Source organism: Streptomyces sp. NPDC043176, assembly GCF_056436715.1.
Window position 1 is genome coordinate 310283 of sequence record NZ_JBWKCA010000003.1, and the last position, 25405, is coordinate 335687.

The window sequence follows — 25405 nt, forward strand, 5'->3', positions numbered from 1 at the left end:
CTCAGGCCTTCTTGTCGTTCTTCGCGGGCTTGTTCGGCAGCAGGGGCGCGGAGCCGATGGGCTTGTACGCGCCGTTCTGCACCGCGAAGACGAAGGTGCCGCCCATGCCCAGGTCGCCCTGCTCGTTGAAGTGGTAACCGCCCATCACACCGGTGTACTTCTGCTTGCGCAGCGCGGCCCAGAGCCCCTTGCGGGCGGGTTTGCCGCCCGCCTTCGCCTGGGCCGTCAGCTGCCCGATCGTCATCATGACCACGTCGTACGACTCGCCCGCGTAGTACGCGGGGGCCGTTCCGTACCGCTTGCGGTGGGCCGCGGTGAACGCGGCGGCCGTCTTCTGGGTGGCGGGGTCGGCGACGGGCGCGCAGACGAACCAGCCCTCGGCGTCGGCCCCGCCCTGCTTGAGGAACTCCTGGCCGAAAACGGCCTGACCGGTGAACCTCGGTCCGGTGAAGCCGAGTTGGTTGAGGGTGCGGGCGGCGAGGACGGCGGTCTCGGTGACGCCGCAGTGGACGTACGCGTCCATGCCGGCGTCGATCATCTCGCCGAGCACGCGGCGGTACGCGGCGGCGTCGGCGCGGGCGGGGACGACCCGGAAGTGCGGGGCGATGCCGGCCTGCCCGAAGCCGAAGCGGACGCCGCCGGTGACCTGCCAGCTGTAGTGGTCGTCGGTCCGGTCCTCCAGGACCCCGGGGCGGCGGATCGCGGGCAGCAGGGTGGCGGCGAAGGAGAGGTGGGTGCCCGCGCTGACGTGGCTGGGGATGGCGCGCAGGAACGTCTCGTTCGGTGTGGCGTCCGCGCGCAAGGTGAGCAGGTTGTATCCGGCCGAGACCGTGATCAGCGGAATGCCGGCCTCCTCGAAGGCGGGCAGGACGGCCTGGCCGACGGCGTCCGTGGTGGGTCCGAGGACGGCGAGGACGCCGGGGTCGGTGGTGAGGGCCTTGGCGCTCTCCAGGGCCCTGGAGGCGTCGCCGCGGTCGTCGACGACCTTGAGGCCGAGCGTGAAGGGCTTGTCCTTGCGGGCGTTGAACTGCTCGACGGCCAGGCGCGCGCCGTGCTCCTGGGCCCGACCGATCTCCTTGGCGGGCCCGGACAGGTCGGCGAGGACGCCGATCGTCCAGGCGGTGCGGGTCGGGGCGGCCTTCCCGCCGCCGCCCTTGGCGTCGTCCTCGTCCCCGTCGAGTCCCGCCCAGAGGGCCGCCGCGCCGCCGCCCGCGGCCAGTACGGCGGCGCCGGAGGCGAGCAGCAGGAAGCCGCGCCGGCTCTTCCCGGGCGCGGCCGGGGCGGTGGTGCCGCCGGCCTCGGTCGCGTCGATCTCGGGGAGGGCGAGCATGCGGGCGGAGCGTTCGGCGATGGTCCGGACGACGGGTGCGGGCAGCCATTCGGCACCGTCGCCGGGCTTGTCCTCGACGAGCCTGACGCCGATCTCGGCCGCCGTGGGACGTCCGGCGGGGTCCTTGGCGAGGCAGGCGCGGACGAGGTCGAGCAGTCCGTCGGGTACGCCGGTGAGGTCGGGCTCGTCGTGGACGGTCCGGTACATGAGGGCGTCGACGGCGCCGGTGCCGAAGGGGGGGCGCCCGGTCGCCGCGTAGGCGAGGAGGCAGCCGAGGGCGAAGACGTCGGCGGGCGGGCCGATGGCGTCCGTGCGGGCCTCGGCCTGCTCGGGGGCGAGGAAGCCGGGGGTGCCGACGACCATGTCGGTGGCGGTGAGCGCGGTCTCGCCGGTGGCGCGGGCGATGCCGAAGTCGATGAGGCGCGGTCCGTCGACGGCGAGCAGGACGTTGCCGGGCTTGACGTCGCGGTGGACGAGTCCGGCCGCGTGCACGGCGGCGAGGGCGCGGGCGACGGACCAGCCGAGGAGGCGGACGCTGCGCTCGGGCAGCGGGCCGTGGGCGGTGACGGCCTCGCCGAGGGACGGGCCGGCGACGAAGGCGGTGGCCATCCACGGTTCCGGGGCGTCCGGGTCGGCGCCGGTGACGGGGACGGCCCAGGGGCTGGAGACCCGGCGGGCGGCCTCGACCTCGCGGCGGAAGCGGGCCCGGAAGTCGGGCTGGTCGGCCTGGTCGGCGTGGGTGACCTTGACGGCGGCGAGTTCGCCGGCGGCGGTGCGGCCGAGGTAGACGACACCCATGCCGCCGGCGCCGAGGCGGCCGAGCAGTCGGTAGCCCGCGATCGCCGACGGGTCGGAGGGCAGCAGCGGCTGGAGGGCGCCGGGCTCGGGACGGGGCTGCGGAGTGGTGCTCACGACTGGACCTCCAGCTCGCGCTCGGCGCGGTCGAGCATGGTGACGAGGGCCTGGATCTGCGCCTGGGAGGTGCCGGTGGACGTGGCGTCGCTCATCTCCTGGTAGCCGGGCGCGCCCTTGACGACGGTGGCGACGGTGACCTGGCCCAGCCGGGACTGGTACCAGGTGTAGAACTGCTTCCCCTTCACGGCGTCGTTGAGGTAGGAGCCGCCCTCGCGGATCGAGTCGTGGGCGGTGGCGTTGCCGCCGACGCCGAAGGGGTTGCCGAGCGACATGAGGCCGGTGATGCTCTCGCCCTCGCGGAGTTTCTGGTCGGGGCAGTTCAGCGCCTCTTCGAGGGTCGAGGCCATCTCCCAGTCGGCGTCGGCCTCGGTGCGGTGCACGGTGACGGTGGCGGCGACCCGCAGGACACCCTTGCCGCCGGTGGCGGGGAGTTCGCTGTAGGCGGTGACGCTGGCGAGGACGCCGGCGGGCTTGGTGCCGGTCTCCCAGGAGCAGTTGGCGCCGAGGACGGGCCAGTAGTCCGGGTCGCTGAGGTACGGGGTGCGCTTGACGTAACCCGGGGCCCAGGCGTCGGGTCCGGCGACGACGGCGAGGGCGAGGCGCCGGGCCTCGGCCTCGGTCTTCGGGGCGCGCTTGGGGTCCGGGGTGAAGTCGAGCGCGGTCGGGGCGGTGGTCGGCGCCCCGGTGGGCGCCGGTGTCGCGCTCGTGCTCCCCTTGTCATCGGGTTTTCGCCCGTCGTCGCCGGCGCCGGCGCAGCCGGTCGCGATCAGCCCGCCCACCAGTACGGTGCAGCAGGCGCGCAGCAGTCTTCGGTCCCCGTACGCCACAGTTCCCCCACGGTCCCTCACGGTTTCCCCCGAACGGTGAGCCGATCGTACGGCGACGCACTGACAACTCGCCCCGTTTACAACATCATTGGGACCGATCCGTGGCACGCTCGCGACGTGCCTCGTCGTAGCGGGCACGGGCCCGCTCGACCTCGGGGACGCGACGGTCGGTCCACTGGGCGAGTTCCCGGACCTGGCGGGCGGCCTCCTCGCCGAGGGCGGTGAGGCGGTAGTCGACGCGCGGCGGGATGACGGGCCGGGCCTCGCGGTGGACGAAGCCGTCGCGTTCCAGGGTCTGGAGCGTCTGGGTGAGCATCTTCTCGCTGACGCGTCCGACGCGCCGGCGGAGCTCGCTGAAGCGGTAGGAGCGCTCCCCGAGCGCGATGAGGATCAGGACGCCCCAGCGGCTGGTGACGTGCTCCAGGACGAGGCGGGCGGGGCACGTGGCGCCGTCGACGTCGGCGAGGAGGCTCTTCGGTTCGTCCACTCCACTTACTTCCATACCAGTACCTTACTTGAAAGTGGGTACTTACGAAAGGTTAGCGCCCGTCCTACGGTGAGTGCATCGCCTTCGCACCCCACGGGAAAAGGAAACCCCGCCATGAGCATCGTCGTCACCGGAGCCACCGGCCGGCTCGGCCGTCTCGCCATCGACGCCCTCCTCACCGCCGTACCCGCCGCGTCCGTCGCCGCCGTCGTCAGGAACCGGGAGAAGGCGGCCGACCTCGCCGAGCGGGGCGTGGAGCTGCGGATCGCGGACTACAGCCGTCCGGAGACGCTCCCGGAGGCCTTCCGGGCCGGCGACCGGGTGCTGCTGATCTCGGGCAGCGAGGTCGGGCAGCGGGTGGCACAGCACGCCGCGGTGATCGACGCGGCGCGGGCGGCGGGCGTGGCCCAGCTCGCGTACACCGGCGTCCTCGGCGGGGACGAGGCCGACTTCGACCTGGCGGCCGAGCACAAGGAGACCGAACGGCTGATCCTGGCCTCCGGCCTGCCGCACACCTTCCTCCGCAACGGCTGGTACACGGAGAACTACACCGCCGACCTCGCCCCGGTGCTGGCCCACGGCGCCGTCGTCGCCAGCGCCGGCGAGGGCCGGATCGCCTCCGCGGCCCGCGCCGACTACGCCGCCGCCGCGGCCGCCGTGCTGACCGGTCCGGCCGATGAGCACCTGGGCAGGGCGTACGAGCTGAGCGGCGACACCGCCTGGTCGCTGGCCGAGTACGCGGCCGAGGTCGCGGCGCAGTCCGGCCGGGAGATCGCGTACCGCGACGTCCCCGCCGAGGCCCACCTGGAGATCCTCACCGGCGCCGGTGTGCCGCGGGTCTTCGCCGAGATCCTGGTGGACGTCGACCGGGCCGTCGAGCGCGGGGCGCTCGCCCGCCGTACCGGCGACCTGGCCCGGCTGATCGGCCGGCCGACGACCCCGATCGCCGTGACGATCAAGGAGGCGCTGGCCTCCGCGTAACGCGGTCATGACCGTATCGCGGTACGGGCATGACAACCCGCCCCGCGCGGCGCTACCTTCGACAGGACAGCACGGCGCGGGGCAGGAGGTCCGGTGAAGACGGATGACGAAGGACGAGCGGGCTTGCTCTACGGGATCGGCGCCTACGGGATGTGGGGCCTGGTCCCGCTCTTCTGGCCGCTCCTGAAGCCCGCCGGGGCGATCGAGATCCTCGCCCACCGGATGGTGTGGTCGCTGGTCTTCGTCGGCCTCGCGCTGCTCGCGCTCCGCCGCTGGGGCTGGATCCGGGAGCTCGCGGGCAGCCCGCGCAAGCTCGGCATGATCACCCTGGCCGCCACCGTCATCACGGTGAACTGGGGCCTCTACATCTGGTCCGTCAACACGGGCCACGTCGTCGAGGCCTCCCTCGGCTACTTCATCAACCCGCTCGTCACCATCGCCCTCGGCGTCCTCGTCCTGAAGGAACGGCTGCGCCCGGCGCAGTGGGCGGCCGTCGGCGTCGGCTTCTCGGCCGTGCTCGTCCTCGCGATCGGGTACGGGCGTCCGCCGTGGATCTCGCTCACCCTCGCCTTCTCCTTCGCGGTCTACGGCCTGGTGAAGAAGAAGGTCAACATCGGCGGTCTGGAGTCGCTCGCCGCCGAGACCGCCGTGCAGTTCCTGCCCGCGCTCGGCTACCTGATCTGGCTCGGCACCCAGGGCACCCTCGCCTTCGGCGCCCACGGCGGCGGTCACACGGCGCTGCTCGTCGCCACCGGCGTCGTCACGGCGCTGCCGCTGATCTGCTTCGGGGCGGCGGCCATCCGCGTACCGCTGTCGACGCTCGGCCTCCTCCAGTACCTGGCGCCGACCTTCCAGTTCCTCCTCGGGGTCGCCTACTTCCACGAGGCGATGCCGGTGGAGCGCTGGGCGGGCTTCTCCCTGGTCTGGCTGGCCCTGACCCTCCTCACCTGGGACGCCCTGCGCACGGCCCGGCGCAGCCGGGCCGAGGTCGAGGCGGCGAAGGCCACCGCGGCGGCCGAGGCGGCCGAGACCGCCGGCGCACCGGCCGCCCCCGCCCCGCCGGCCCGGGCCGGGAGCTGACCCCCGCGGTCCGGGGGACGCACCGCCAGCCAGGCGGCCGGTCCCGGACGGACCGCGGCCGGTCCCGGGCGGACCCCGCGGCAGGCGGGCTCAGGCGGCCAGCAGGTCGTGCTCGCGGATCAGCCAGCAGACGGCCAGGAGGCGCAGGGTCGCGAAGTCGTGGCCGGCGGGCTCGGTCCACCTCGCCTCGGCGAGCCAGTCGGTGAACCCCAGGACGTAGTCGCCCAGCTCCTCGCGCCGCAGGGCGCGGTTCCGGCGGCCCCGCTGGGCCGGGATCAGGGCCTCGCGCACGGCCGCGGCGTGCTGGTCGACGGCGGCCGCGAGCCCCGGGTCGGAGGCCGTCTCCGAGAGCCGGGGCATGTACGCGGCGACGACGCCGACCAGCGGGCAGCCGGGCGAATCCTTCATCCCTCCACATTAGGGGCGTACGGAGGCGCCCCCACCGTGACGTTGGTCGCAGCCGCCGGGCACCTCCGAGGCCGGTACGAGAGCCGGACGCGGGCCGGGCGCGGCCGGTGTCGGGCCCGGAAATCCGGTGGCCCCGGCCGTCGCCCGCCCCGCACCCTGGGGTCCATGGAAGAACCGAAGTACCGGATCCGGGCGCTCCACACCCCGGACACCGTCACCGTCTACCAGGCCTACCCGCCCGCGATCGGCCTGCCGGCGGCCCGGGACGGGCGCTTTCCGGCCGCCTGGAAGCGGGACCGGATGACGTGGATCAAGCCCTCGTTCCTGTGGATGATGTACCGCTCCGGCTGGGGGACGAAGGAGGGCCAGGAGACGGTCCTCGCCGTGGAGATCACCCGCGACGGCTTCGCCTGGGCGCTGCGGAACGCCTGCCTGTCGCACTACGTCCGCGGCTTCCACGCCGACCAGGCCACCTGGAAGCGGCGGCTGGGCGAGGCGCCCGCGCGCGTCCAGTGGGACCCGGAGCGCGACCTGCGCCTGCGGCCGCTGCCGTACCGGTCGCTCCAGCTCGGGCTCTCGGGCGAGGCCTCCCGCGCGTACGCGGACGAGTGGACGGTCGCGGTCACCGACGTGACCGCGCTGGCGCACGAGGTCCACGGCCTCGTGCGGGCCGGCGACACGGAGGCCGCGGCCCGGCTGCTCCCCCGCGAGGAGCCGTACCCGGTGCCCGACGGCCTCCTGGACCACCTGGTCGTTCAGGAGCCGGCGACGGAGACCGCGAAGTTGAAGTCGCCGGTGCCGAGCACGCCGTAGAGCCGCAGCCAGAGCGGCATCAGCTGTTCGGTGGCGCGGGCGCTCGACAGGTCGCCGAGGTCGATGATCCGCTCGGCCGGCCAGCCGAAGGAGCCCAGCAGGCCGGTGACGACGGTCTTCGCCGCCTCGTCGTCGCCGCCGACGAAGACGTTGTGGGCACCGGGGACCCGGCCGGGCTCGACCATCACCGTGTTGGTCATGGTGTTGAGCGTCTTGACGACGCGCGTCTCCGGGAACGCCTTCTGGAGCTGCTCGGCGATGCTGTGGCCGTCGGGCGAGACCACCTTGGGCGGGAAGCCCTCGGAGAAGTCGAGCCCGTTGGAGACGTCGACGAGGACCTTGCCCCGCAGGTTGTCGGCGCCCGCGGCCTGGAGGACGGCGAGCGAGACGAGCCCGCCGGTCGCGTTCACCACCAGCTCGGCCGACGCGGCGGCGTCGGCGAACGTGCCGTGCCCGCCGCCGTGCTCCTCCGCCCACTTCACCGCCTCGGCGTTGTCCGCGGTGCGGGAGCCCATCGTGACCTCGTGGCCGAGCGAGACGAGCTTGGTGGCGAGGCGACGACCGACCTCGCCCGTTCCCAGTACGGCGATCTGCATGTACGTGCGCTCCTTGGGGGCATGTGCACCGGCGGCTCCGGGAGCCGACCCTACGTCCTGGCGAACACGGACGCCGCCCCGTTCCATCCCCGTCGGCCCCGCCGTCCCCCGTCTGCCCGGGCGTCGGTTCGCCTCGTGCGGGCCCGGGTTGCCCCGACCCCGACCCCGGCGTCCGTTATAACGAGGCCTATGACAGCGATGCACTGGAAGCTCGTACTCGACGCCGCCGACCCGCACGCACAGGCCTCCTTCTGGGCGGCCGCCCTCGGCTATCTGGAGGAGGACCACGACGCCCACATCCGGCGCCTCCTGGACCTCGGGGCCGCCCCCACCGAGGCGACGCTCACCCTCCACGAGGACACGGACCACAGCCGGCTCGGCTGGCGCGACCTCGCCGCCGTCCGCCATCCGGACGACCCGCACGACCCGGTGACGGGCGGCGGCCTGGGACGACGCCTGCTCATCCAGCGGGTCCCGGAGCCGAAGACCACCAAGAACCGTCTCCACCTCGACCTCCACCCGGCGCCCGGCACCCGCGACGCGGAGGTCGACCGCCTCGGGACCCTCGGCGCGAAGGTCCTCCGCCGCGTCGACGAACCCTCCGGCTCCTGGATCGTCATGGCCGACCCCGAGGGCAACGAGTTCTGCGTCCACTGACCCGCCCCGCACCCCCTAGGCCCGCCGCACGACCTGCGCCTCCGCCCGTTCGACCGACGCCCGGCCGTGCACGTGGACCAGGGCCAGGTGGAAGAGGGACGGGGCCAGCGGGGCCCAGCGGTGGCGGCGTTCCGGGGACAGCAGGTAGCGCGTGACGTCGGTGGTGCGGAAGGGGACGTACTCGATCGTGTCGTGCTCCCACCGGTCGGCGACGCCCCTGCTCATGCGCGCCTGGAGCTGGTCGCCCGTCAGGTCGTTCAGGCGCGCGTAGAAGTGGGCGCTCCAGTGGCGCTTGCCGACGTCGAGGACGAACGCGAGCAGCGCGAGCGAGTACTCGTGCGGCTCGATCGACAGCTCCTCGCGCATGCCCCGGCGGGCGACGGCGTGCAGGTCGGGGGCGTTGCGCCCGGCGGAGTCGATGTGCCGCGAGAGCCCCTCGTTGACGGAGGAGTTCCAGAGCCCCGGGGCCATGCGGACGCGCTCGCTGCGACGGCTCACGACCAGCAGGTGGTCGGCGGTGACGACGGCGACGTTGGTGGCGAAGCTGCACTGGAGGAACCCGGGCGCGGTCAGCGGCGCGTCCGGGTCGAGGTAGCGGCCGCGCGGGGTGGTGCCGTCCGGGAGGCGCCGGTCGAGCTGCTGGGCGGCGAGGAAGGTGTAGTAGTCGGTGGGCTTCAGCCGCAGGTGGACCTCGGACTGCTCGTCGAGGGCGGTACGGCTGACCTCCAGGGACTCGACGGCGTACCTGGGTCCGTTCCAGACGGGCCGGCGCTCGCCGGCCTCGGCGGCCCGGTTCTCCTCGGCCTCGATCTCGGCGCGCCAGCCCGCCATCTCCTCCGGCAGCTCGACCTCGCCGTCGAGGACCTGGACGTGGACGGACTCGGCGGCGATGGCCCGGTCGCCGTCGCCCTCGACGATGAGGGCGGGGGTGTGCAGCGGGCCGAGGGAGAAGGTGGCCCAGGCGCGGCCCTGTTCCTGCCGGTAGGTGAGGCTGCGGACGACGCCGGCGGAGCGGCGGCGGGCCCTGAACCACAGGTCCTGCGTCCACTGCTGGAAGAGGGTCGCGAAGACGACTCCCAGGATGGCGCCGACGATTCCGTTTCCGAGGTCTATTCCGTCCACGGACAGCAGAGTAGGTCATGACCATGACCTGTTCGGTGAGCGAACGGGGCTGACCGGTTTCCGCTCTTGACGCGGAGTCAAACTGTCGCTGAACATTCAGCACGCACATCAGAACAACTGAACACCGCACACGCACTCGCACAGCTCCAGCGCCTCGAGGCACCCAAGCCCGAGGCGTCTCGCACGTTCCGTCCCATCCCCGTTCGGAATCCGGAGCCCCCACAGATGAACATCTCCGTGCCCAGACGTGTCACCGCGCTCGCCGCCCTCGCGGCGCTCGCACTCGGCGGTCTCACCGGGACCGCCTCCGCCGGGTCGCAGGCGGCCGCCGCCGCGCCCGACATCCCGCTGGCCAACGTCAAGCAGCACTTGGCGGACCTCCAGTCGATCGCCACCGCCAACGGCGGCAACCGCGCCCACGGCCGTACCGGCTACAAGGCGTCGATCGACTTCGTGAAGGCCAAGCTGGACGCCGCCGGCTACACCACCACCCTGCAGACCTTCACCTCCAGCGGCGCCACCGGCTACAACCTGATAGCCGACTGGCCGGGCGGTGACCCGAACCAGGTCCTGATGGCCGGTTCGCACCTCGACTCGGTCTCCTCGGGGCCCGGGATCAACGACAACGGATCCGGCTCCGCCGCCGTCCTGGAGACGGCCCTCGCCGTGTCCCGCGCCGGCTACCAGCCCACCAAGCACCTGCGGTTCGGCTGGTGGGGCGCGGAGGAGCTCGGCCTCATCGGCTCGAAGTACTACGTCAACAACCTGCCGAGCACCGAGCGTTCGAAGATCAAGGGATACCTGAACTTCGACATGATCGGCTCGCCCAACCCGGGCTACTTCGTCTACGACGACGACCCGACGATCGAGCAGACCTTCAAGGACTACTTCGCCGGGCTCGGCATCCCCACGGAGATCGAGACCGAGGGCGACGGCCGCTCCGACCACGCCCCGTTCAAGAACGTGGGCATCCCCGTCGGCGGCCTGTTCACCGGCGCCGACTACATCAAGACGTCCGCGCAGGCCCAGAAGTGGGGCGGCACCTCCGGTCAGGCCTTCGACCGCTGCTACCACTCGTCGTGCGACACGACGGCGAACATCAACGACACCGCCCTCGACCGCAACAGCGACGCCGTCGCGCACGCGATCTGGACGCTGTCCGGGACGACCACGACGCCGCCGACCGGCACGGTCTTCGAGAACTCCGCCGACGTCTCCATCCCGGACAACGGCGTCGCGGTCACCTCGACGGTCAACGTCACCGGCCGCACCGGCAACGCCCCGAGCAACCTCGCCGTCGGCGTGGACATCGTCCACACCTACCGCGGTGACCTCGTCGTCGACCTCATCGCCCCCGACGGCTCGGTCTACAGCCTCTCCAACCGCTCCGGCGGCAGCGCCGACAACATCCAGCAGACGTTCACCGTGAACGCCTCCTCCGAGGTCGCCAACGGCGCCTGGAAGCTCCGCGTCCAGGACAAGGCCTCGATCGACACGGGCTACATCAACAACTTCAAGCTGACGTTCCCGTAACGCGAAAGCTCCCGGGTGGGTCGGTGACCATCGCCCCCGACCCGCCCGGGGTCCCAACCCGGCCGCTACTTGCCGGCGTCGGCCGCGGCCACCAGCGCGTCCTGGGTGACCGCGCCGACGTAGACCTTGCCGTCGTCGGTGAGGAGCGCGTTCACCAGCTTCGTCTTGAAGACGGTGCCGGAGCCGAACTTTCCGGTGACCTTGTCGCCGAGGGAGTCCAGGAAGCCCTGGACCTCCTTCGGCGCTCCGTCGGTCCTGGGCGCCGGCGCGCCCGTGTCGAGCTTCGCGATCGTCGTCCAGCCCTCGCCGATGACGTTCACCCCGTTGCCCTCGCCACCGCCGAGGCCGGGGAGGACACCTTCGAAGCCCTCGAAGCCCTCCGGCAGTTCGCCCGGAGCGGCGGCGCCCGCGCCCTTCTCCGCCGCGCCCTCGGTCACCTTCGCGCCCTCCGGCGCCTTGAAGGTGAACTCCGAGGCGGCCGGCTTGGCGAAGTCGACCTTCGTGAAGCCCGCGTCGACGACCGGCTTGCCGCCCTGGACCGAGGAGAGGGTGAACTTCAGCGGGGTGCCGTTCGCCGCGTCCACCGCGATCTTCACCGACTCGACCGTGGAACCGGCCTGCTTCGGCTTGATCACCAGCTGGTACGCGTCCCGGCCGGCCACCTTCGCCGTCCCGCCGACGGTGATGGAGGTGGTGTCGCCGGCGGCCTTCAGGACCTCGTCCGCGAGCTCCTTGGGCGTGCCGGGGAGCTGCGCGTCCGCCTCGGGGGCGCCGGACGCGTCCTTCTCGTGGAAGACCTCGTTCGACTTGCTGTCGTAGCCCCAGACGTCGTCGCCGTTGTGGATCAGGCTGTACTCGTCGGAGCCGTCGAGCAGGGTGAGCCGCTGGCGCTCGGGGCCGTCCGCCGCGACGCGCAGCGTGTGGGTGCCGGAGACGAGCTCGGTGAGCTTCTCCGTGGGGTCGGCCGAGCCGGAGCCCGAGCCGCCGCCGAGGCCGGCCAGGCCGCCGAGGGACGGCAGGCCGAGGTCGGTGGAGATCCTGACCGTGCCGGACAGGGTCTGGGTGTCCGAGGCGGCGATCTTCTCGATGAGCTGCTGGGCCGTGATCTCCGGCAGGTCCGGGTCGCCGGACGCCGCGAGCGCCGGGACGAGGCCGATGGTCGCCGCGGCCACCCCCGCCACCGCGACCGGGACGACGTACCGGCTCGCCTTGCGACGGGTCTCGCTACGGGCTTCGTTCGCTGCCATGGTCTCCGCTACCTCCGTGCGCCCTGGTGTGGTCGATGTCCCCATCAGACCAAACCGGGAGCGCGGAATCGTCAGCCCCCGGGATCAACCTGGCGTACTGCTTCGGGATGACCCGACCCTGAGACGCGCTACCCCGCGCGGTGGACCACGGCGTCGCACATCTCGGCCAGGGCCGCCTTGGCGTAGCCGTCGGGGAGGGGCGCGAGCATGGCGCGGGCCTCCTCGGCGTACCGGACGGTGTCGCGGCGGGCCTGCTCCAGGGCGGGGTGGGCGCGCAGCCGGCGGAGGACCTCGGCGTGCCGGTCGTCGTCGGTGAGGTCGCCGTCGACGAGCGCGACGAGCTCGACGTCCTCGGGGCGTCCGTGGGCGGCGGCCGCGGCCCGCAGGTGCAGGACGGGCAGGGTCGGGATGCCCTCGCGGAGGTCGGTGCCGGGGGTCTTGCCGGACTCGTGGGAGTCGGAGGCGATGTCGAGGACGTCGTCGGCGAGCTGGAAGGCGACGCCGAGCCGCTCGCCGTACTGGGTGAGGGTGTCGACGACGCTGTCGTCGGCGCCGGACATCATGGCGCCGAAGCGGCAGGAGACGGCGACGAGGGAGCCGGTCTTGCCGCCGAGGACGTCGAGGTAGTGGTCGACGGGGTCGCGGCCGTCCGTCGGACCGGCCGTCTCGAGGATCTGGCCGGTCACGAGGCGTTCGAACGCCTCGGACTGGATCCGTACGGCCTCGGGGCCGAGATCCGCGAGCGTGTGCGAGGCGCGGGCGAAGAGGAAGTCACCCGTGAGGACGGCGATCGAGTTGCCCCAGCGGGTGTTGGCGCTGTCGACGCCGCGCCGGACGTCGGCCTCGTCCATGACGTCGTCGTGGTAGAGCGTGGCCAGGTGGGTGAGCTCGACGACCACGGCGGACGGCACGACGCCCGGCGCGTAGGGGTCGCCGAACTGGGCGGCGAGCATCACGAGCAGCGGGCGGAACCGCTTGCCGCCGGCGAGCACGAGGTGCTGCGCGGCCTCGGTGATGAAGGGGACATCGCTCTTGGTGGCGTCCAGGAGGCCCGCCTCCACAGCCGCCAAACCGGTCTGGACATCGGCCTCAAGAGCCTGGTCCCGCACGCTAAGACCGAACGGCCCGACGACGGTCACGAGGGGGTCTCCTGTCTGCTGACGCCTGCTGACGATCACATGGATTGTCGATGTGTCGCCGGATGCACTCAAGCCAGCGTATCCGGTCACCTTTCGATCACCGTGGGCGCCTTCCCGTCACCCCCGGTATGTTCGTGATCAGCCGATATAGCCAGAAGTAGGCGTTACATCCCGAACAGTGATCGACACCGCCCGTCCACCAGGGAGCCGTGATGAAGATCCGTACCGACTTCCCGTACGAGACCCGCCACGAGGACGTCCGCATCCCCCTCCCGGACGGCACCCGGCTGTACGCGCGCGTGTGGCGCCCGGTCACCGACGACCCCGTACCGGCCCTTCTGGAGTACCTGCCGCACCGCCTCACCGACTGGACCGCGCCCCGCGACCGGCAGCGCCACCCCTGGTACGCGGGACACGGCTACGCCTCCGTGCGCGTCGACGTCCGCGGCCACGGCAACAGCGAGGGCCTGCCCGGCGACGAGTACGACGCCGTCGAGCTCGCCGACGGCGTGGCGGTGGTGAACTGGCTCGCCGAACAGCCCTGGTGCACCGGGAAGGTCGGCATGTTCGGCATCGCCTGGGGCGGCTGCAACGCGCTCCAGATCGCCGCCCTCGCCCCCGAGCCCCTCAAGGCCGTCGTCACCGTCTGCTCCACCGACGACCGCTACGACAACGACGTCCACTACATGGGCGGCTCGGTCCTCGGCGTCGACATGCACGCCTGGGCCGCCACCATGCTCGCCTTCGTCGCCCGCCCCCCGGACCCCCGGTACGCCGGCGAGGAGTGGCGCGCGATGTGGCTGAAGCGCCTGGAGGCCGTCGAGCCCCTCGTCCACACCTGGCTCGGCCACCAGACCAGGGACGCGTACTGGAGGCACGGCAGCGTCTGCGAGGACTACGGGGCGATCCGCGCCGCCGTCCTCGCCGTGGGCGGCTGGCACGACCCGTACCGGGACACCGTCCTGCGGCTCGCCCGGCACCTCCCCCAGGACCGGGTGCGCGGGATCATCGGCCCCTGGTCCCACCAGTACCCGGACCGCGGCCTGCCGCCGGGCCCCGCCATCGGCTTCCTCCAGGAGACCCTGCGCTGGTGGGACCACCACCTCAGGGGCGTCGCGAACGACGTGATGGCCGAGCCGCTGCTGCGCTCCTGGATCAGCGGGTCGCACCGGCCCGCCACCGTCTACGAGGAGCTCCCCGGCCGCTGGGTCGCCGACCCCTCCTGGCCCTCCCCCCACGTCACCCCCGTCACGTACGGCTTCCAGGGCGCGCCCGTGGTCGTCGACTCGCCCCAGCAGACCGGGCTGGACGCGGGCCGCTTCTTCCCCTTCGGCAACGACGCCGACCTGCCGCCCGACCAGCGCGACGAGGACGCCCACTCGGCGTGCTTCGACTTCCCCGTGCCCGAGGACGGCGACCCGATCGAGATCCTCGGCCGCCCGTCCGTCAGCCTGGTCCTGCGCACGGACGCCCCCACCGGGCAGGTGATCGCCCGGCTCTGCGACATCGCCCCGGACGGCTCCTCCACCCTCGTCACCCGCGGCGCGCTGAACTTCTCCGCCCGCTACGGCCGCGACCGGGCCGTGGAGGCCCAGATCGGCGAGACGGAGAGCTTCGTCTTCGAGCTGAACGGCATCGGGCACACCTTCCCGCCCGGCCACCGGGTCCGTCTCGCCGTCTCCTCCACGTACTGGCCGTGGATCTGGCCGCAGCCGGACGCGGCGGGCTTCACCCTCGACCCGGCGGGCTCCGGCCTCACCCTGCCGGTGCGCGCGCACACCGAGGACGCCGTCGAGTGGGAGGAGCCGGAGCAGTCCGAGCCGCTCGGCGTCGTCTTCCCGAGCACCCTGGAGGAGCCGCGCCCCGAGCGGGTGGTGGTCCGGGACGTCGCCAAGGGCGAGTGGCGGCTCGACGTCGACCCGAAGTACGGCGGCACGCGCGTGTACCCCGACGGCCTGGAGTACACCGAGGACGCCGTGGAGACGTACACGATCGACGAGAGCGGCCCGCTGTCCGCCCGTACCCGCTCGGAGTGGTCGATCCGGCTGCACCGGCCCGAACCCGCCTGGGACTGCACCGTCGACACCCGCTCGGAGATCTCCTGCGACGCGGACGCCTTCTTCACCGTGAACGAGCTGGTCTGCAAGGAGGGCGGCGAGGTCGTCTTCCACCGCACCTGGGAGAAACGGATCCCGCGCACGGCGGGCTGAACGCGCGGAAGGGCCCGCACCCCTCCCCGGGGTGCGGGCCCTTCCTCACGCGGCTGCCTACGCGTCCGCGCCGGCCTTGCGGCGGCGGGCGACGACCAGCGCGCCGGCACCGAGCACGACGGCGGCGCCGGCGGCGAGGCCGAGCTGCGGCAGGGCGTCGTTCGCGCCGGTGGCGGCGAGGGAGCCCTTCACCGGGGTGTTCGAGTAACCGCCCTGCTGGGTGGTGTGGTTGCCGCCGGTGGTGGCGCTCGGCGACGGGGTCGAGGTCGACGGGGTCGGCGTCGGCTTGGCGCCCTTGTCGGCGGCGACGATGGCGAAGTCGACGTCCGGGTAGTCCGCGCTCATGCCGCACGCGCCGTCGGCGTCCTCGTACTCGGCGTAGGCGAAGGCGACACCCCGGCCGGCGGGCGCCTCGGCGTCGACCGTGAGGCGCAGCTTCACGTCGTACGAGGCGCCCTTGGCGAGCTTGCCGACCTCGATGGACTCGAACTTCTCGGTGATCGGCGTCCACTCCAGGACGTCGGAGGACGACCACTCGATCGGGATGAGGCGGCCTTCGAGGGCCGTCTCGTCGTCGATGTCCTCGCCGGGCTGGGGCAGGCGCACGGCGTTCGCGAAGGCGTCGACGACGTCCAGGGCGTGGTCGGACCTGTTGGTGAGGCGCAGCGAGAAGACGGCGGCCTCACCGGCGGTGACGGTCTTCGGGCCGGTCAGCGTGAGCTTGACGGCGTCGTCCACCTTGCACTCCGCCTCGATCTCCTCGGCGACCTCCAGGGCCTCCTTGGCGTCGTCGAGGTCCTGCTTGGCGGTCTTCTTCACCTTCTCGGCGAGCTTGACCACGCGGGAGGCGGCGTCCTTGGCGGCGGTGAGGGCGGCCGCGGCCTCCGTCACCTTCGCGTCGGCGGCGGTCCTGGCCGTGGCGGCCTCGCCGGCGGCGGTCTTGGCGGCGGTGACGGCGGCGGCGGCGGTCGCCTTCTCCTGCTCGGTGGCGTCGGGCCTCGCCTGCACGTCCTTCTCGGCCTGCACGGCCTCGGCCAGCTTCGTGTCGGCGGCGGTCCCGGCCGCCGCGGCCGCGGCGGCGGCCGCCTTGGCCTCGGCGACCTTCACCACGAGCGGGTGGTCGGCCTTGTCGAGGGCCTTCACGTCGTCCTTGGCCTTGGCGAGGTCCGCGACGGCCTCGTCGTACTCCTTCTGCGCCGCGGCGACGGCGGCCTTCAGCTCGTCGATGGACGGCATCTCGTCGTCGATGTCGTCCTCGTGGGACGAGGGCTTCTGCGACTGCGGCGCGGCCGGCTTGGTGTCGGCGAACGCGGGGGCGGCAAAGAGGAACACCACCGGGGTGGTCACGGCGGCGGCCACGGCGGTCGCGAGAATACGGCGGATCTTCACGTTGCGGACCTTTTCCTGGTCAGAGAAAGAGTGCGAAGTGTGGTGGCGGGCGTGCGCCTGCGGGGACTTCACGCGGCGCGACGCCACCGCGATCGTAGGGCTCGGGAGACCTCGTCGGGTTCCTGTTTCCGCAGCTCACGGCCTGGTTCACCACGCACCTCGGGCATATACGGGACGAAGGGGCACAGTTGCCCACGGAGGCCGCGGTTTCCGTGTGATCCATGTCATCCGCGCCCGGCGGCCCGGCCCGTAACGTGTCCCCCACACACCTGGAAAGCGAGGCACGCACCGATGTCCGAGCACAGCCCGCTCGACCTGGCCGAGGGCGATCCCTTCGGCCCGCACAACCTCCCGTACGGCGTCTTCTCCACCGCCGACGAGCCCGGCCGGCGCCGGCTCGGCGTCCGGATCGGCGGGTACGTGCTGGACGCGGGCGCCGCGGCCCACGCCCTCGGCTCCCCGTACGCGAGCCTGCTCGCGCAGCCGTCCCTGAACCCGCTGCTGGCGGCCGGGCGGACCGCCTGGCGCGATGTGCGCCGGGCCCTCACGGCGTGGGTGACCGTGCCCGCGCACCGGGCGGACGTCGAGCCGCTGCTGCACCCGCTGGACGCGGTGACGCTGCACCTGCCGTACGAGGTCGCGGACTACGTCGACTTCTACGCGAGCGAGCACCACGCGACGAACGTCGGCCGGATCTTCCGCCCGGACGGCGACGCGCTGACCCCCAACTGGAAGCACCTGCCGATCGGTTACCACGGTCGCGCGGGCACGGTCGTGGTCTCCGGCACCGACGTCGTACGCCCCTCGGGCCAGCGCAAGGCGCCGTCCGACCCGGCCCCGGTGTTCGGCCCGTCGATCAAGCTGGACATCGAGGCGGAGGTCGGCTTCCTCGTCGGCACCCCCTCGGAGCTCGGCCGTCCGGTGGCACTCGGCGACTTCCGGGAGCACGTCTTCGGTCTGACGCTGCTCAACGACTGGTCGGCGCGGGACGTGCAGGCCTGGGAGTACGTGCCGCTCGGCCCGTTCCTCGGCAAGTCGTTCCAGACCTCGGTCTCGGCCTGGGTGACGCCCCTGGAGGCGCTGGACGCCGCCCGGACCGCGCCGCCCGCTCGGGACCTGCCGCTGCTCCCCTACCTGGACGACGCGGACGCGGAGGAGCAGGGCGGCTTCGACCTGCGGATCACGGTGGAGATCAACGGCGAGGTCGTCTCCGAGCCGCCGTTCTCCTCCATGTACTGGACGGCGGCCCAGCAGCTGGCCCACATGACGGTCAACGGCGCCTCGCTGCGGACCGGTGACCTGTACGGCTCCGGCACCGTCTCCGGGCCCGGGGCGAACCAGCGCGGCTCGCTCCTGGAGCTCACCTGGAACGGCCGGGACGCGCTCGAACTGTCCGGCGGCAAGCGGACGTTCCTGGAGGACGGCGACGAGGTCGTCCTGACGGCCTGGGCTCCGGGCCCGGACGGCACCCGCGTGGCGCTGGGCGAGGTCCGGGGCCGGATCCTTCCGTCCGCGTAGCTACCGGACCCGCCAGAGGGCGGGGACGTTCGGCGGCTCCCAGCCGGCCTGGGCCGTGTGCGCCTGGAGGCACGCATAGCCCAGGCCGCCGTACGTGACGGTGTCGCCCGCCCGGTAGGCGGTCCCGGCGGCCCAGGTGCCGCCGGGGGCGCCCGTGGGCGTCGGGGTCGGCCCCGGGTCCTGCGGCACGTCGAGGACGAAGTCGAAGGCGGCCTCCCGGCCGCCGCCCGTGTCCCGGACGGTCATGAGCAGCCGCGGGTCGAAGAGGGTGTCGGTGTTGTTGCGGGGCTCGTTCGGGAAGTACAGCTGGGTGGTGAGCACCGGCCGGCCGGGGGCCTGGAGCTTGACGTGGAGGTGCCGGGTGCGGCCGGGGTAGAGGCCGGGCACGATCGTGGTCAGCCCGAAGGCGCCGCCCGCGTCGGTGAACTGGTGGCCGCGGAAGCGGAATCCGGTGTTGTCGTAGGCGCCGTTGGTGTCGGCCTGCCAGAAGTCCAGCAGGACGCCGGACACCGGCTTGCAGGCACGACCGAAGACGTAGCCGCTGACGGTGAGCCGGACGCCGGGGGTGCCGGCGTCCACCAGGCTGGTCCGCAGCGGCGAGTGGGGCTTGAAGTACGGGCCCTCGGTCTGCGGCGGGGTGGGGTCGTCGCCGTCGTCGCACGCGGGGGTGAGCGCGGGCGGCGCGTCGGCCGTGGTCAGGGTGCGGGCGAGCGCGGGGACGCCCATGAGGACCGCGGGGGCCGCGATGCCGGCCGCGAACGCGGCGCGCAGCACCGCCTTGCGGGTGACGTGCCCGGTGCCGGTCTCGTTGTCCATGCCTGCTCCTCGGAGGTGGGGGGCTGCGGGATCGGCACGAACCTAGGCGCGGGGGCCGTCGCCTTCGAGGGACGGAGCGCGGCGGTCGTGGTGTTTTCGGAAGTCCCCGGGGCTCCGTCCGGTCTCGCGGCGGAAGAAGCGGCAGAAGTAGGCGGGATCGTCGAAGCCGACCCTGGACGCCACCTGACGGATCGACAGGCGGGTTCCGACCAGGAGCCGTTGGGCCTCGCGGGTGCGGGCCGCGCGCAGCAGGTCGCCGGGGGTGCGGCCGGTGGCCGCCCGGACGGCCTCGGTGAGGTAACCGGGGGTGACGCCGATCAGCTCGGCGCACTCGCGTACGGTCCTGCCGTCCGCTCCGGTCCGGGCGGTCAGGCGGGCGAACTCCTCGGCGACGGCCGCGGTCCTGCCCCGCGGCGGGCCGGAGGCCGGTGCGTCGTCCGCCCCGTGGCCCGGCAGCCGTGCCGTACGGACCAGGAGGACGTGCAGCAGGGACCGCAGCACGGTCGCGAAGCCGTCGGCGCCGTGCCGGTACTCCTCGACGAGTTCGGCCATCAGGCGGGCGGTACGCGCGTGCGTGGGGCCGTCGAGGGTGTGCCAGGGGCGCTCGCCGAGGCGGCGGAGGAGCTCCCGGTCGCCGGGGTGGTCGAGGAGGAAGTCCTCGGCGAAGAGGACGACGGTGCCGTCCAGGCCCCGGGCGTCCTCCCAGCGGTGCACCTGGCCGGGCAGGATGACGCCCAGGTGGGGCGGGCTCAGCGGCAGGCGGGCCAGGTCGACCACGTGGGTGCCGGTGCCGGAGGTGACGTGGACGATCTCGTGGAAGGTGTGCCGGTGCGGGAACGCGGCCCGGGACAGCGGGCCGACGGCGTCGAAGCTGCCGGCGGCGAAGGGCACGTCGTCGGGCAGCCGGATCTCCAGGCGGTGCATGGGCGGCTCGCCGGCCTTCGGGGCGGCGCAGGGGGTGCCGGGTAAGACGGTGGTGCCACGCATCGTGCCGCTTCCCTCTCGACTACTGGTACAGACCATTCGGGGCGGTCTCCACGATGGCACGGCACCTCCGACGGGTCACCCCCGCGTGCGGCACGTCCGGCTCTCCGGGAAGCATCCGGACGGTCTCCTCGCCCGCTACGGCCCGGAGGCGACCTGCCCCCCGGACACGACGGAGGGGCCCGGCTCGCAGCGAGCCGGGCCCCTCACGCGGACGACCGCCGCTACCGGACGAACACGCTCGCCTGGTTCGCCAGGTCGAGGAAGTACTGCGGCGCGAGGCCGAGCACCAGCGTGACCGCCACGCCCACGGTGATGGTGAGCGTCGTCAGCGCCGACGGCACGGCGACCGTGGGGCCGTCCGCCTTCGGCTCGCTGAAGAACATGAGCACGATCACCCGGATGTAGAAGAACGCGGCGATCGCCGAGGAGATCACACCGACCACGACGAGCGCGCCCGCGCCGCCCTCCGCCGCCGCCTTGAAGACCGCGAACTTGCCGGAGAACCCGGAGGTCAGCGGAATGCCGGCGAAGGCGAGCAGGAAGACCGCGAAGACCGCCGCGACCAGCGGCGAACGCCGTCCGAGGCCGGCCCACTTGGAGAGGTGGGTGGCCTCGCCGCCCGCGTCCCTGACGAGGGTGACGACGGCGAACGCGCCGATCGTCACGAAGGAGTACGCCCCCAGGTAGAAGAGGACGGACGAGATGCCCGTCGGCGTGGCCGCGATGACGCCGGCGAGCAGGAAGCCCGCGTGCGCGATCGACGAGTACGCCAGGAGCCGCTTGATGTCGGTCTGGGTGATGGCGACGATCGCACCGCCCAGCATGGTGACGATCGCGACGCCCCACATGACCGGCCGCCAGTCCCAGGTGAGGCCCGGCAGCACCACGTACAGCAGGCGGAGCAGCGCGCCGAACGCGGCGACCTTGGTCGCGGCGGCCATGAAGCCGGTGACGGGGGTCGGGGCGCCCTGGTAGACGTCCGGGGTCCACATGTGGAACGGCACGGCGCCGACCTTGAAGAGCAGCCCCATGAGGACCATGGCGAAGCCGATGAGGAGCAGCGCGTCGTTGCCCATGGTGTCGGCGAGCGCCGGGTCGACGGAGGCGACCGTGCCGTCCACGACGTCGGCGATGGTGGCGTACGAGACGGAGCCCGCGTAGCCGTAGAGCAGGGCGATCCCGAAGAGCAGGAAGGCCGACGAGAAGGCGCCGAGCAGGAAGTACTTGACGGCCGCCTCCTGCGACATCAGCCGCTTGCGGCGTGCGACGGCGCAGAGCAGGTACAGCGGGAGGGAGAAGACCTCCAGGGCGACGAACAGCGTCAGGAGGTCGTTGGCCGCCGGGAAGACCAGCATGCCGGCGATCGCGAACAGCGCGAGCGGGAAGACCTCGGTGGTGGTGAAGCCCGCCTTGACGGCCGCCTTCTCCTGCTCGCTGCCGGGGACCGCGGCGGCCTCGGCGGCGAAGGAGTCGACCTTGTGGCCGTGGTCGGCCGGGTCGAGCCTGCGCTCGGCGAAGGTGAAGATCGCGACGATCGAGGCGAGGAGAATGGTGCCCTGGAGGAAGAGGGCGGGACCGTCGACGGCGATGGCGCCCATGGCCGCGATGTGGGCCTTGGTGGAGCCGTAGCCGCCCGCCGCCAGGCCGACGACGGCGGCGAAGGCGGCGGCGAGGGCGAGGACGGACAGGAAGACCTGGCCGAGGTAGCGGCCCTTGCGGGGCACGAAGGCCTCGACGAGGACGCTGAGGATCGCGGCGCCGATCACGATGAGCACGGGCGCGAGCTGCGTGTACTCGATGTGCGGGGCCGGGATCTTGGTCAGCGGGTCGGCCGCTGTCGTCCACAAGCTGTGGACAGCCATGGAACTCACTTGGCGGCCTCCACTTCGGGCTGCGGGTCCTTCTGCTGGACGTCGGACATGGTGTGCTGCACCGCCGGGTTGACGACATCCGTCAGCGGCTTCGGGAAGATCCCGAGGAAGATCAGCAGGGCGATGAGCGGGATGACCACCGCCAGTTCGCGCGGCCGCAGGTCCGGCAGCGTCCGGACCTCCTCCTTCACCGGCCCGGTCATCGTCCGCTGGTACAGGACGAGGGTGTAGAGCGCGGCGAGGACGATGCCGGTGGTGGCGATGACACCGGCCACCGGGTACCGGGCGTACGTGCCGACCAGGACCAGGAACTCGCTGACGAACGGGGCGAGTCCGGGCAGCGACAGGGTCGCGAGGCCGCCGATCAGGAACGTGCCGGCGAGCACCGGGGCGACCTTCTGCACGCCCCCGTAGTCGGCGATGAGCCGCGAGCCGCGCCGGGAGATCAGGAAGCCGGCGACGAGCATCAGCGCGGCCGTCGAGATGCCGTGGTTGACCATGTAGAGCGTGGCTCCGGACTGGCCCTGGGTGGTCATCGCGAAGATGCCCAGGATGATGAAGCCGAAGTGCGAGATCGACGCGTAGGCCACCAGGCGCTTGATGTCCCGCTGGCCGACGGCGAGCAGCGCGCCGTAGACGATGCTGATCAGCGCGAGGACGACGATCGCCGGAGTGGCCCACTTGCTCGCCTCGGGGAAGAGCCCGAGGCAGAAGCGGAGCATCGCGAAGGTGCCGACCTTGTCGACGACGGCGGTGATGAGGACGGCGACCGGGGCGGTCGCCTCCCCCATCGCGTTCGGCAGCCAGGTGTGCAGCGGCCAGAGCGGCGCCTTCACCGCGAAGGCGAAGAAGAAGCCGAGGAAGAGCCACCGCTCGGTGTTGGTCGCCATGTCGAGCGAGCCGTTGGCCCGCGCCTCGGCGATCTCCGTGAGCGAGAAGTTCCCCGCGACCACGTAGAGCCCGATGACGGCGGCCAGCATGATGAGGCCGCCGACCAGGTTGTACAGCAGGAACTTGACTGCCGCGTACGAGCGCTGGGCCGCCGCGTTCTCGTCGGAGCCCGAGTGGGCGCGGTCGCCGAAGCCGCCGATGAGGAAGTACATCGGGATGAGCATGGCTTCGAAGAGGATGTAGAAGAGGAAGACGTCGGTGGCCTCGAAGGAGAGGATCACCATCGCCTCGACCATGAGGATCAGGGCGAAGAAGCCCTGGGTCGGGCGCCAGCGGGAGGACTTCGTCTCCAGGGGATCGGCGTCGTGCCAGCCGGCCAGGACGACGAAGGGGATCAGCAGGGCGGTGAGCGCGATGAGCGCCACCCCGATGCCGTCCACGCCCAGTTCGTAGCGGACGCCGAAGTCCTTGATCCAGGAGTGCGACTCGGTGAGCTGGTACCGCTCGCCGCCGGGCTCGAACCGGGCGAAGACGACGCCGGCGAGCACCAGCGTGGCGAGCGAGACCAGCAGCGCCAGCCACTTGGCGGCGGTGCGGCGGGCGGCGGGGACGGCGGCGGTGAGGATGGCACCGACCGCCGGAACCGCTGCCGTGACCGTAAGGAGCGGGAAGGACATGTCAGTTACACCGCCCTCATCAGCAGGGTCGCGGCGATCAGCACCGCAGTACCTCCGAACATGGAGACCGCGTACGTGCGGGCGTAGCCGTTCTGGAGCTTGCGCAGCCGGCCGGAGAGTCCGCCGACGGAGGCCGCGGTGCCGTTGACGACGCCGTCGACCAGGCTGTGGTCGACGTACACGAGCGAGCGGGTGAGGTGCGTGCCGCCCGTGACGAACACGGCGTGGTTGAAGTCGTCCTGGAGGAGGTCGCGGCGGGCGGCGCGGGTGAGCAGCGAACCCCGGGGAGCGACCACCGGGACGGGCCGGCGGCCGTACTGGAGGTAGGCGATGCCGACGCCGATCACCATGACGGTGACGGTGGCGGTGGTGATGACCCCGGCGCCGATCGGCGGGTGGCCGTGCTCGAAGCTCGTCACCGGCTCCAGCCAGGTGACGAACCGGTCGCCGATCCCGAAGAAGGCGCCCGCGAAGACCGAGCCGAAGGCCAGCAGGACCATCGGGACCGTCATGGACCTGGGCGACTCGTGCGGGTGGGGGGCGTGCCCCTCGGCGTCGGGCTGCCAGCGCTTCTCGCCGAAGAAGGTCATGAGCATCACGCGGGTCATGTAGTACGCGGTGATGGCCGCGCCGAGCAGGGTGACCGAGCCGAGGATCCAGCCCTCGGTGCCGCCCTTGGCGAAGGCCGCCTCGATGATCATGTCCTTGGAGAAGAAGCCGGACAGGCCGGGGAAGCCGATGATCGCGAGGTAGCCGAGGCCGAAGGTGGCGAAGGTGACCGGCATGTACGTCCGCAGGCCGCCGTACTTCCGCATGTCGACCTCGTCGTTCATGCCGTGCATGACCGAACCGGCGCCGAGGAACAGACCGGCCTTGAAGAAGCCGTGGGTGACCAGGTGCATGATCGCGAAGGCGTAGCCGATGGGGCCGAGGCCGGCCGCCAGGATCATGTAGCCGATCTGCGACATCGTCGAACCGGCGAGCGCCTTCTTGATGTCGTCCTTGGCGCAACCGACGATCGCACCGAAGAGGAGCGTGACGGCGCCGACCACGGTGACGACCAGCTGGGCGTCCGGGGCGGCGTTGAAGATGTCGGCCGAACGGACGATCAGGTAGACGCCGGCGGTGACCATGGTGGCCGCGTGGATGAGGGCCGAGACCGGGGTCGGGCCCTCCATCGCGTCCCCGAGCCAGGACTGCAGCGGCACCTGGGCCGACTTGCCGCAGGCCGCGAGGAGCAGCATCAGGCCGATCGCGGTCAGCGTGCCCTGGCCCGCCTTGTCGGTCTCCGCGAAGACCGGGCCGAAGGCGAAGGTGCCGAAGGTGGTGAACATGATCATGATGGCGACCGAGAGGCCGATGTCGCCGACCCGGTTGACCAGGAACGCCTTCTTCGCGGCGGTGGCCGCGGCGGGCTTGTGCTGCCAGAAGCCGATCAGGAGGTACGAGGCGAGGCCGACGCCCTCCCAGCCGAAGTACAGCAGCAGGTAGTTGTCGGCGAGGACCAGCAGGAGCATGGCCGCGACGAACAGGTTGAGGTAGCCGAAGAAGCGGCGGCGGCGCTCGTCGTGCTCCATGTAGCCGATGGAGTACACGTGGATGAGCGTGCCGACCCCGGTGATCAGCAGGACGAACGTCATCGACAGCTGGTCGAGCTGGAAGGCGACGTCCGCCTGGAAGCCCTCGACGGGGATCCAGGTGTAGAGCCGCTGGTGCATGGCCCGGTCGTCGGCGCTCTTGCCGAGCATGTCGGCGAAGAGCGCCAGGCCGATGAGGAAGGAGACGGCCGCGAGCAGCGTGCCGAGCCAGTGCCCGGACTTGTCGAGCCGGCGGCCGCCGCAGAGCAGGACCGCCGCTCCGAGCAGGGGCACGCCGACGAGCAGCGCAATGAGATTTTCCACGGTCAGCCCC

General features: G+C 72.3%; 21 protein-coding genes. 7 read left to right on the forward strand and 14 right to left on the reverse strand.

Annotated elements, in window-relative coordinates; translation table 11 throughout:
• Position 1 precedes the first annotated feature (1 nt).
• The 3 genes from AC067A_RS06465 to AC067A_RS06475 form a co-directional block, all read right to left on the reverse strand.
• Positions 2-2242, reverse strand: a complete 2241-nt coding sequence (locus AC067A_RS06465) for a bifunctional serine/threonine-protein kinase/ABC transporter substrate-binding protein (RefSeq protein WP_478615307.1) — start codon at positions 2240-2242, stop codon at positions 2-4.
• Positions 2239-3072: a hypothetical protein gene (locus tag AC067A_RS06470; protein WP_478615310.1), complete on the reverse strand. Its 834-nt coding sequence runs from the start codon at positions 3070-3072 to the stop codon at positions 2239-2241. The genes AC067A_RS06465 and AC067A_RS06470 overlap by 4 nt, the downstream gene beginning before the upstream one ends.
• Positions 3073-3157: 85 nt before the next feature.
• Positions 3158-3574: a winged helix-turn-helix transcriptional regulator gene (locus AC067A_RS06475; RefSeq protein ID WP_478615313.1), complete on the reverse strand. Its 417-nt coding sequence runs from the start codon at positions 3572-3574 to the stop codon at positions 3158-3160.
• Between the two features lie 99 nt (positions 3575-3673).
• Between AC067A_RS06475 and AC067A_RS06480 the strand changes: the two genes are divergently transcribed.
• Both AC067A_RS06480 and rarD read left to right on the forward strand, forming a co-directional pair.
• Positions 3674-4540 (forward strand): NmrA family NAD(P)-binding protein, encoded by an 867-nt coding sequence (locus AC067A_RS06480; protein ID WP_478615315.1) that lies wholly within the window; start codon positions 3674-3676, stop codon positions 4538-4540.
• A gap of 93 nt (positions 4541-4633) precedes the next feature.
• A complete protein-coding gene (rarD, locus tag AC067A_RS06485) occupies positions 4634-5620 on the forward strand; it encodes an EamA family transporter RarD (RefSeq protein ID WP_478615318.1) in 987 nt (328 codons plus the stop codon).
• Between the two features lie 90 nt (positions 5621-5710).
• On the opposite strand, the gene AC067A_RS06490 is transcribed toward rarD, so the two are convergent.
• Positions 5711-6028 (reverse strand): DUF6401 family natural product biosynthesis protein, encoded by a 318-nt coding sequence (locus AC067A_RS06490; protein WP_478615320.1) that lies wholly within the window; start codon positions 6026-6028, stop codon positions 5711-5713.
• Between the two features lie 165 nt (positions 6029-6193).
• Between AC067A_RS06490 and AC067A_RS06495 the strand changes: the two genes are divergently transcribed.
• Complete coding sequence (locus AC067A_RS06495) at positions 6194-6841, forward strand: DUF4291 domain-containing protein (RefSeq protein ID WP_478615323.1); 648 nt, start codon at positions 6194-6196, stop codon at positions 6839-6841.
• On the opposite strand, the gene AC067A_RS06500 is transcribed toward AC067A_RS06495, so the two are convergent.
• Positions 6784-7437 carry an NADPH-dependent F420 reductase gene (locus AC067A_RS06500; protein WP_478615325.1) on the reverse strand — a complete coding sequence of 218 codons (654 nt, stop codon included), beginning with the start codon at positions 7435-7437 and terminating at the stop codon, positions 6784-6786. The two genes, AC067A_RS06495 and AC067A_RS06500, sit on opposite strands and share 58 nt — an antisense overlap.
• A gap of 198 nt (positions 7438-7635) precedes the next feature.
• On the opposite strand from AC067A_RS06500, the gene AC067A_RS06505 reads away from it, so the two are divergent.
• The gene (locus tag AC067A_RS06505; protein ID WP_478615651.1) at positions 7636-8094 is read left to right on the forward strand and encodes a VOC family protein; all 459 of its coding nucleotides are present in this window, start codon (positions 7636-7638) and stop codon (positions 8092-8094) included.
• Between the two features lie 15 nt (positions 8095-8109).
• Here the strand turns inward: AC067A_RS06505 and AC067A_RS06510 are convergent, their stop codons facing one another.
• Positions 8110-9216, reverse strand: a complete 1107-nt coding sequence (locus tag AC067A_RS06510) for a hypothetical protein (RefSeq protein ID WP_478615327.1) — start codon at positions 9214-9216, stop codon at positions 8110-8112.
• A gap of 225 nt (positions 9217-9441) precedes the next feature.
• Here AC067A_RS06510 and AC067A_RS06515 point away from each other — a divergent pair, with 225 nt between their 5' ends.
• Positions 9442-10749, forward strand: coding sequence for a M28 family metallopeptidase (locus AC067A_RS06515; protein WP_478615330.1), 1308 nt, complete (start codon positions 9442-9444; stop codon positions 10747-10749).
• Positions 10750-10814: 65 nt separating this feature from the next.
• Here the strand turns inward: AC067A_RS06515 and AC067A_RS06520 are convergent, their stop codons facing one another.
• Both AC067A_RS06520 and AC067A_RS06525 read right to left on the reverse strand, forming a co-directional pair.
• Positions 10815-11996, reverse strand: coding sequence for a LolA family protein (locus tag AC067A_RS06520; protein ID WP_478615333.1), 1182 nt, complete (start codon positions 11994-11996; stop codon positions 10815-10817).
• A gap of 128 nt (positions 11997-12124) precedes the next feature.
• Positions 12125-13135, reverse strand: coding sequence for a polyprenyl synthetase family protein (locus tag AC067A_RS06525; protein ID WP_033202041.1), 1011 nt, complete (start codon positions 13133-13135; stop codon positions 12125-12127).
• A gap of 212 nt (positions 13136-13347) precedes the next feature.
• Here AC067A_RS06525 and AC067A_RS06530 point away from each other — a divergent pair, with 212 nt between their 5' ends.
• Entirely contained in the window at positions 13348-15345 is a 1998-nt protein-coding gene (locus AC067A_RS06530; RefSeq protein WP_478615338.1) for a CocE/NonD family hydrolase, read from the forward strand.
• Positions 15346-15402: 57 nt separating this feature from the next.
• On the opposite strand, the gene AC067A_RS06535 is transcribed toward AC067A_RS06530, so the two are convergent.
• Positions 15403-16734 (reverse strand): peptidase, encoded by a 1332-nt coding sequence (locus tag AC067A_RS06535; protein WP_478615341.1) that lies wholly within the window; start codon positions 16732-16734, stop codon positions 15403-15405.
• Between the two features lie 291 nt (positions 16735-17025).
• On the opposite strand from AC067A_RS06535, the gene fahA reads away from it, so the two are divergent.
• A complete protein-coding gene (gene fahA / locus AC067A_RS06540; RefSeq protein ID WP_478615344.1) occupies positions 17026-18252 on the forward strand; it encodes a fumarylacetoacetase in 1227 nt (408 codons plus the stop codon).
• On the opposite strand, the gene AC067A_RS06545 is transcribed toward fahA, so the two are convergent.
• From AC067A_RS06545 to nuoL, 5 genes are all read right to left on the reverse strand, one after another.
• On the reverse strand, positions 18253-19068 hold the full coding sequence (locus AC067A_RS06545; RefSeq protein WP_478615346.1) for a dioxygenase family protein: 816 nt from the start codon (positions 19066-19068) through the stop codon (positions 18253-18255).
• 42 nt (positions 19069-19110) lie between these two features.
• Positions 19111-20055, reverse strand: coding sequence for a helix-turn-helix domain-containing protein (locus AC067A_RS06550; RefSeq protein ID WP_478615349.1), 945 nt, complete (start codon positions 20053-20055; stop codon positions 19111-19113).
• Positions 20056-20276: 221 nt separating this feature from the next.
• The gene (nuoN, locus tag AC067A_RS06555; RefSeq protein WP_478615352.1) at positions 20277-21926 is read right to left on the reverse strand and encodes an NADH-quinone oxidoreductase subunit NuoN; all 1650 of its coding nucleotides are present in this window, start codon (positions 21924-21926) and stop codon (positions 20277-20279) included.
• Positions 21923-23494 carry an NADH-quinone oxidoreductase subunit M gene (locus tag AC067A_RS06560; protein ID WP_478615355.1) on the reverse strand — a complete coding sequence of 524 codons (1572 nt, stop codon included), beginning with the start codon at positions 23492-23494 and terminating at the stop codon, positions 21923-21925. The genes nuoN and AC067A_RS06560 overlap by 4 nt, the downstream gene beginning before the upstream one ends.
• A gap of 5 nt (positions 23495-23499) precedes the next feature.
• Positions 23500-25395, reverse strand: a complete 1896-nt coding sequence (gene nuoL / locus AC067A_RS06565; protein ID WP_478615357.1) for an NADH-quinone oxidoreductase subunit L — start codon at positions 25393-25395, stop codon at positions 23500-23502.
• Between the last annotated feature and the right edge of the window lie 10 nt (positions 25396-25405).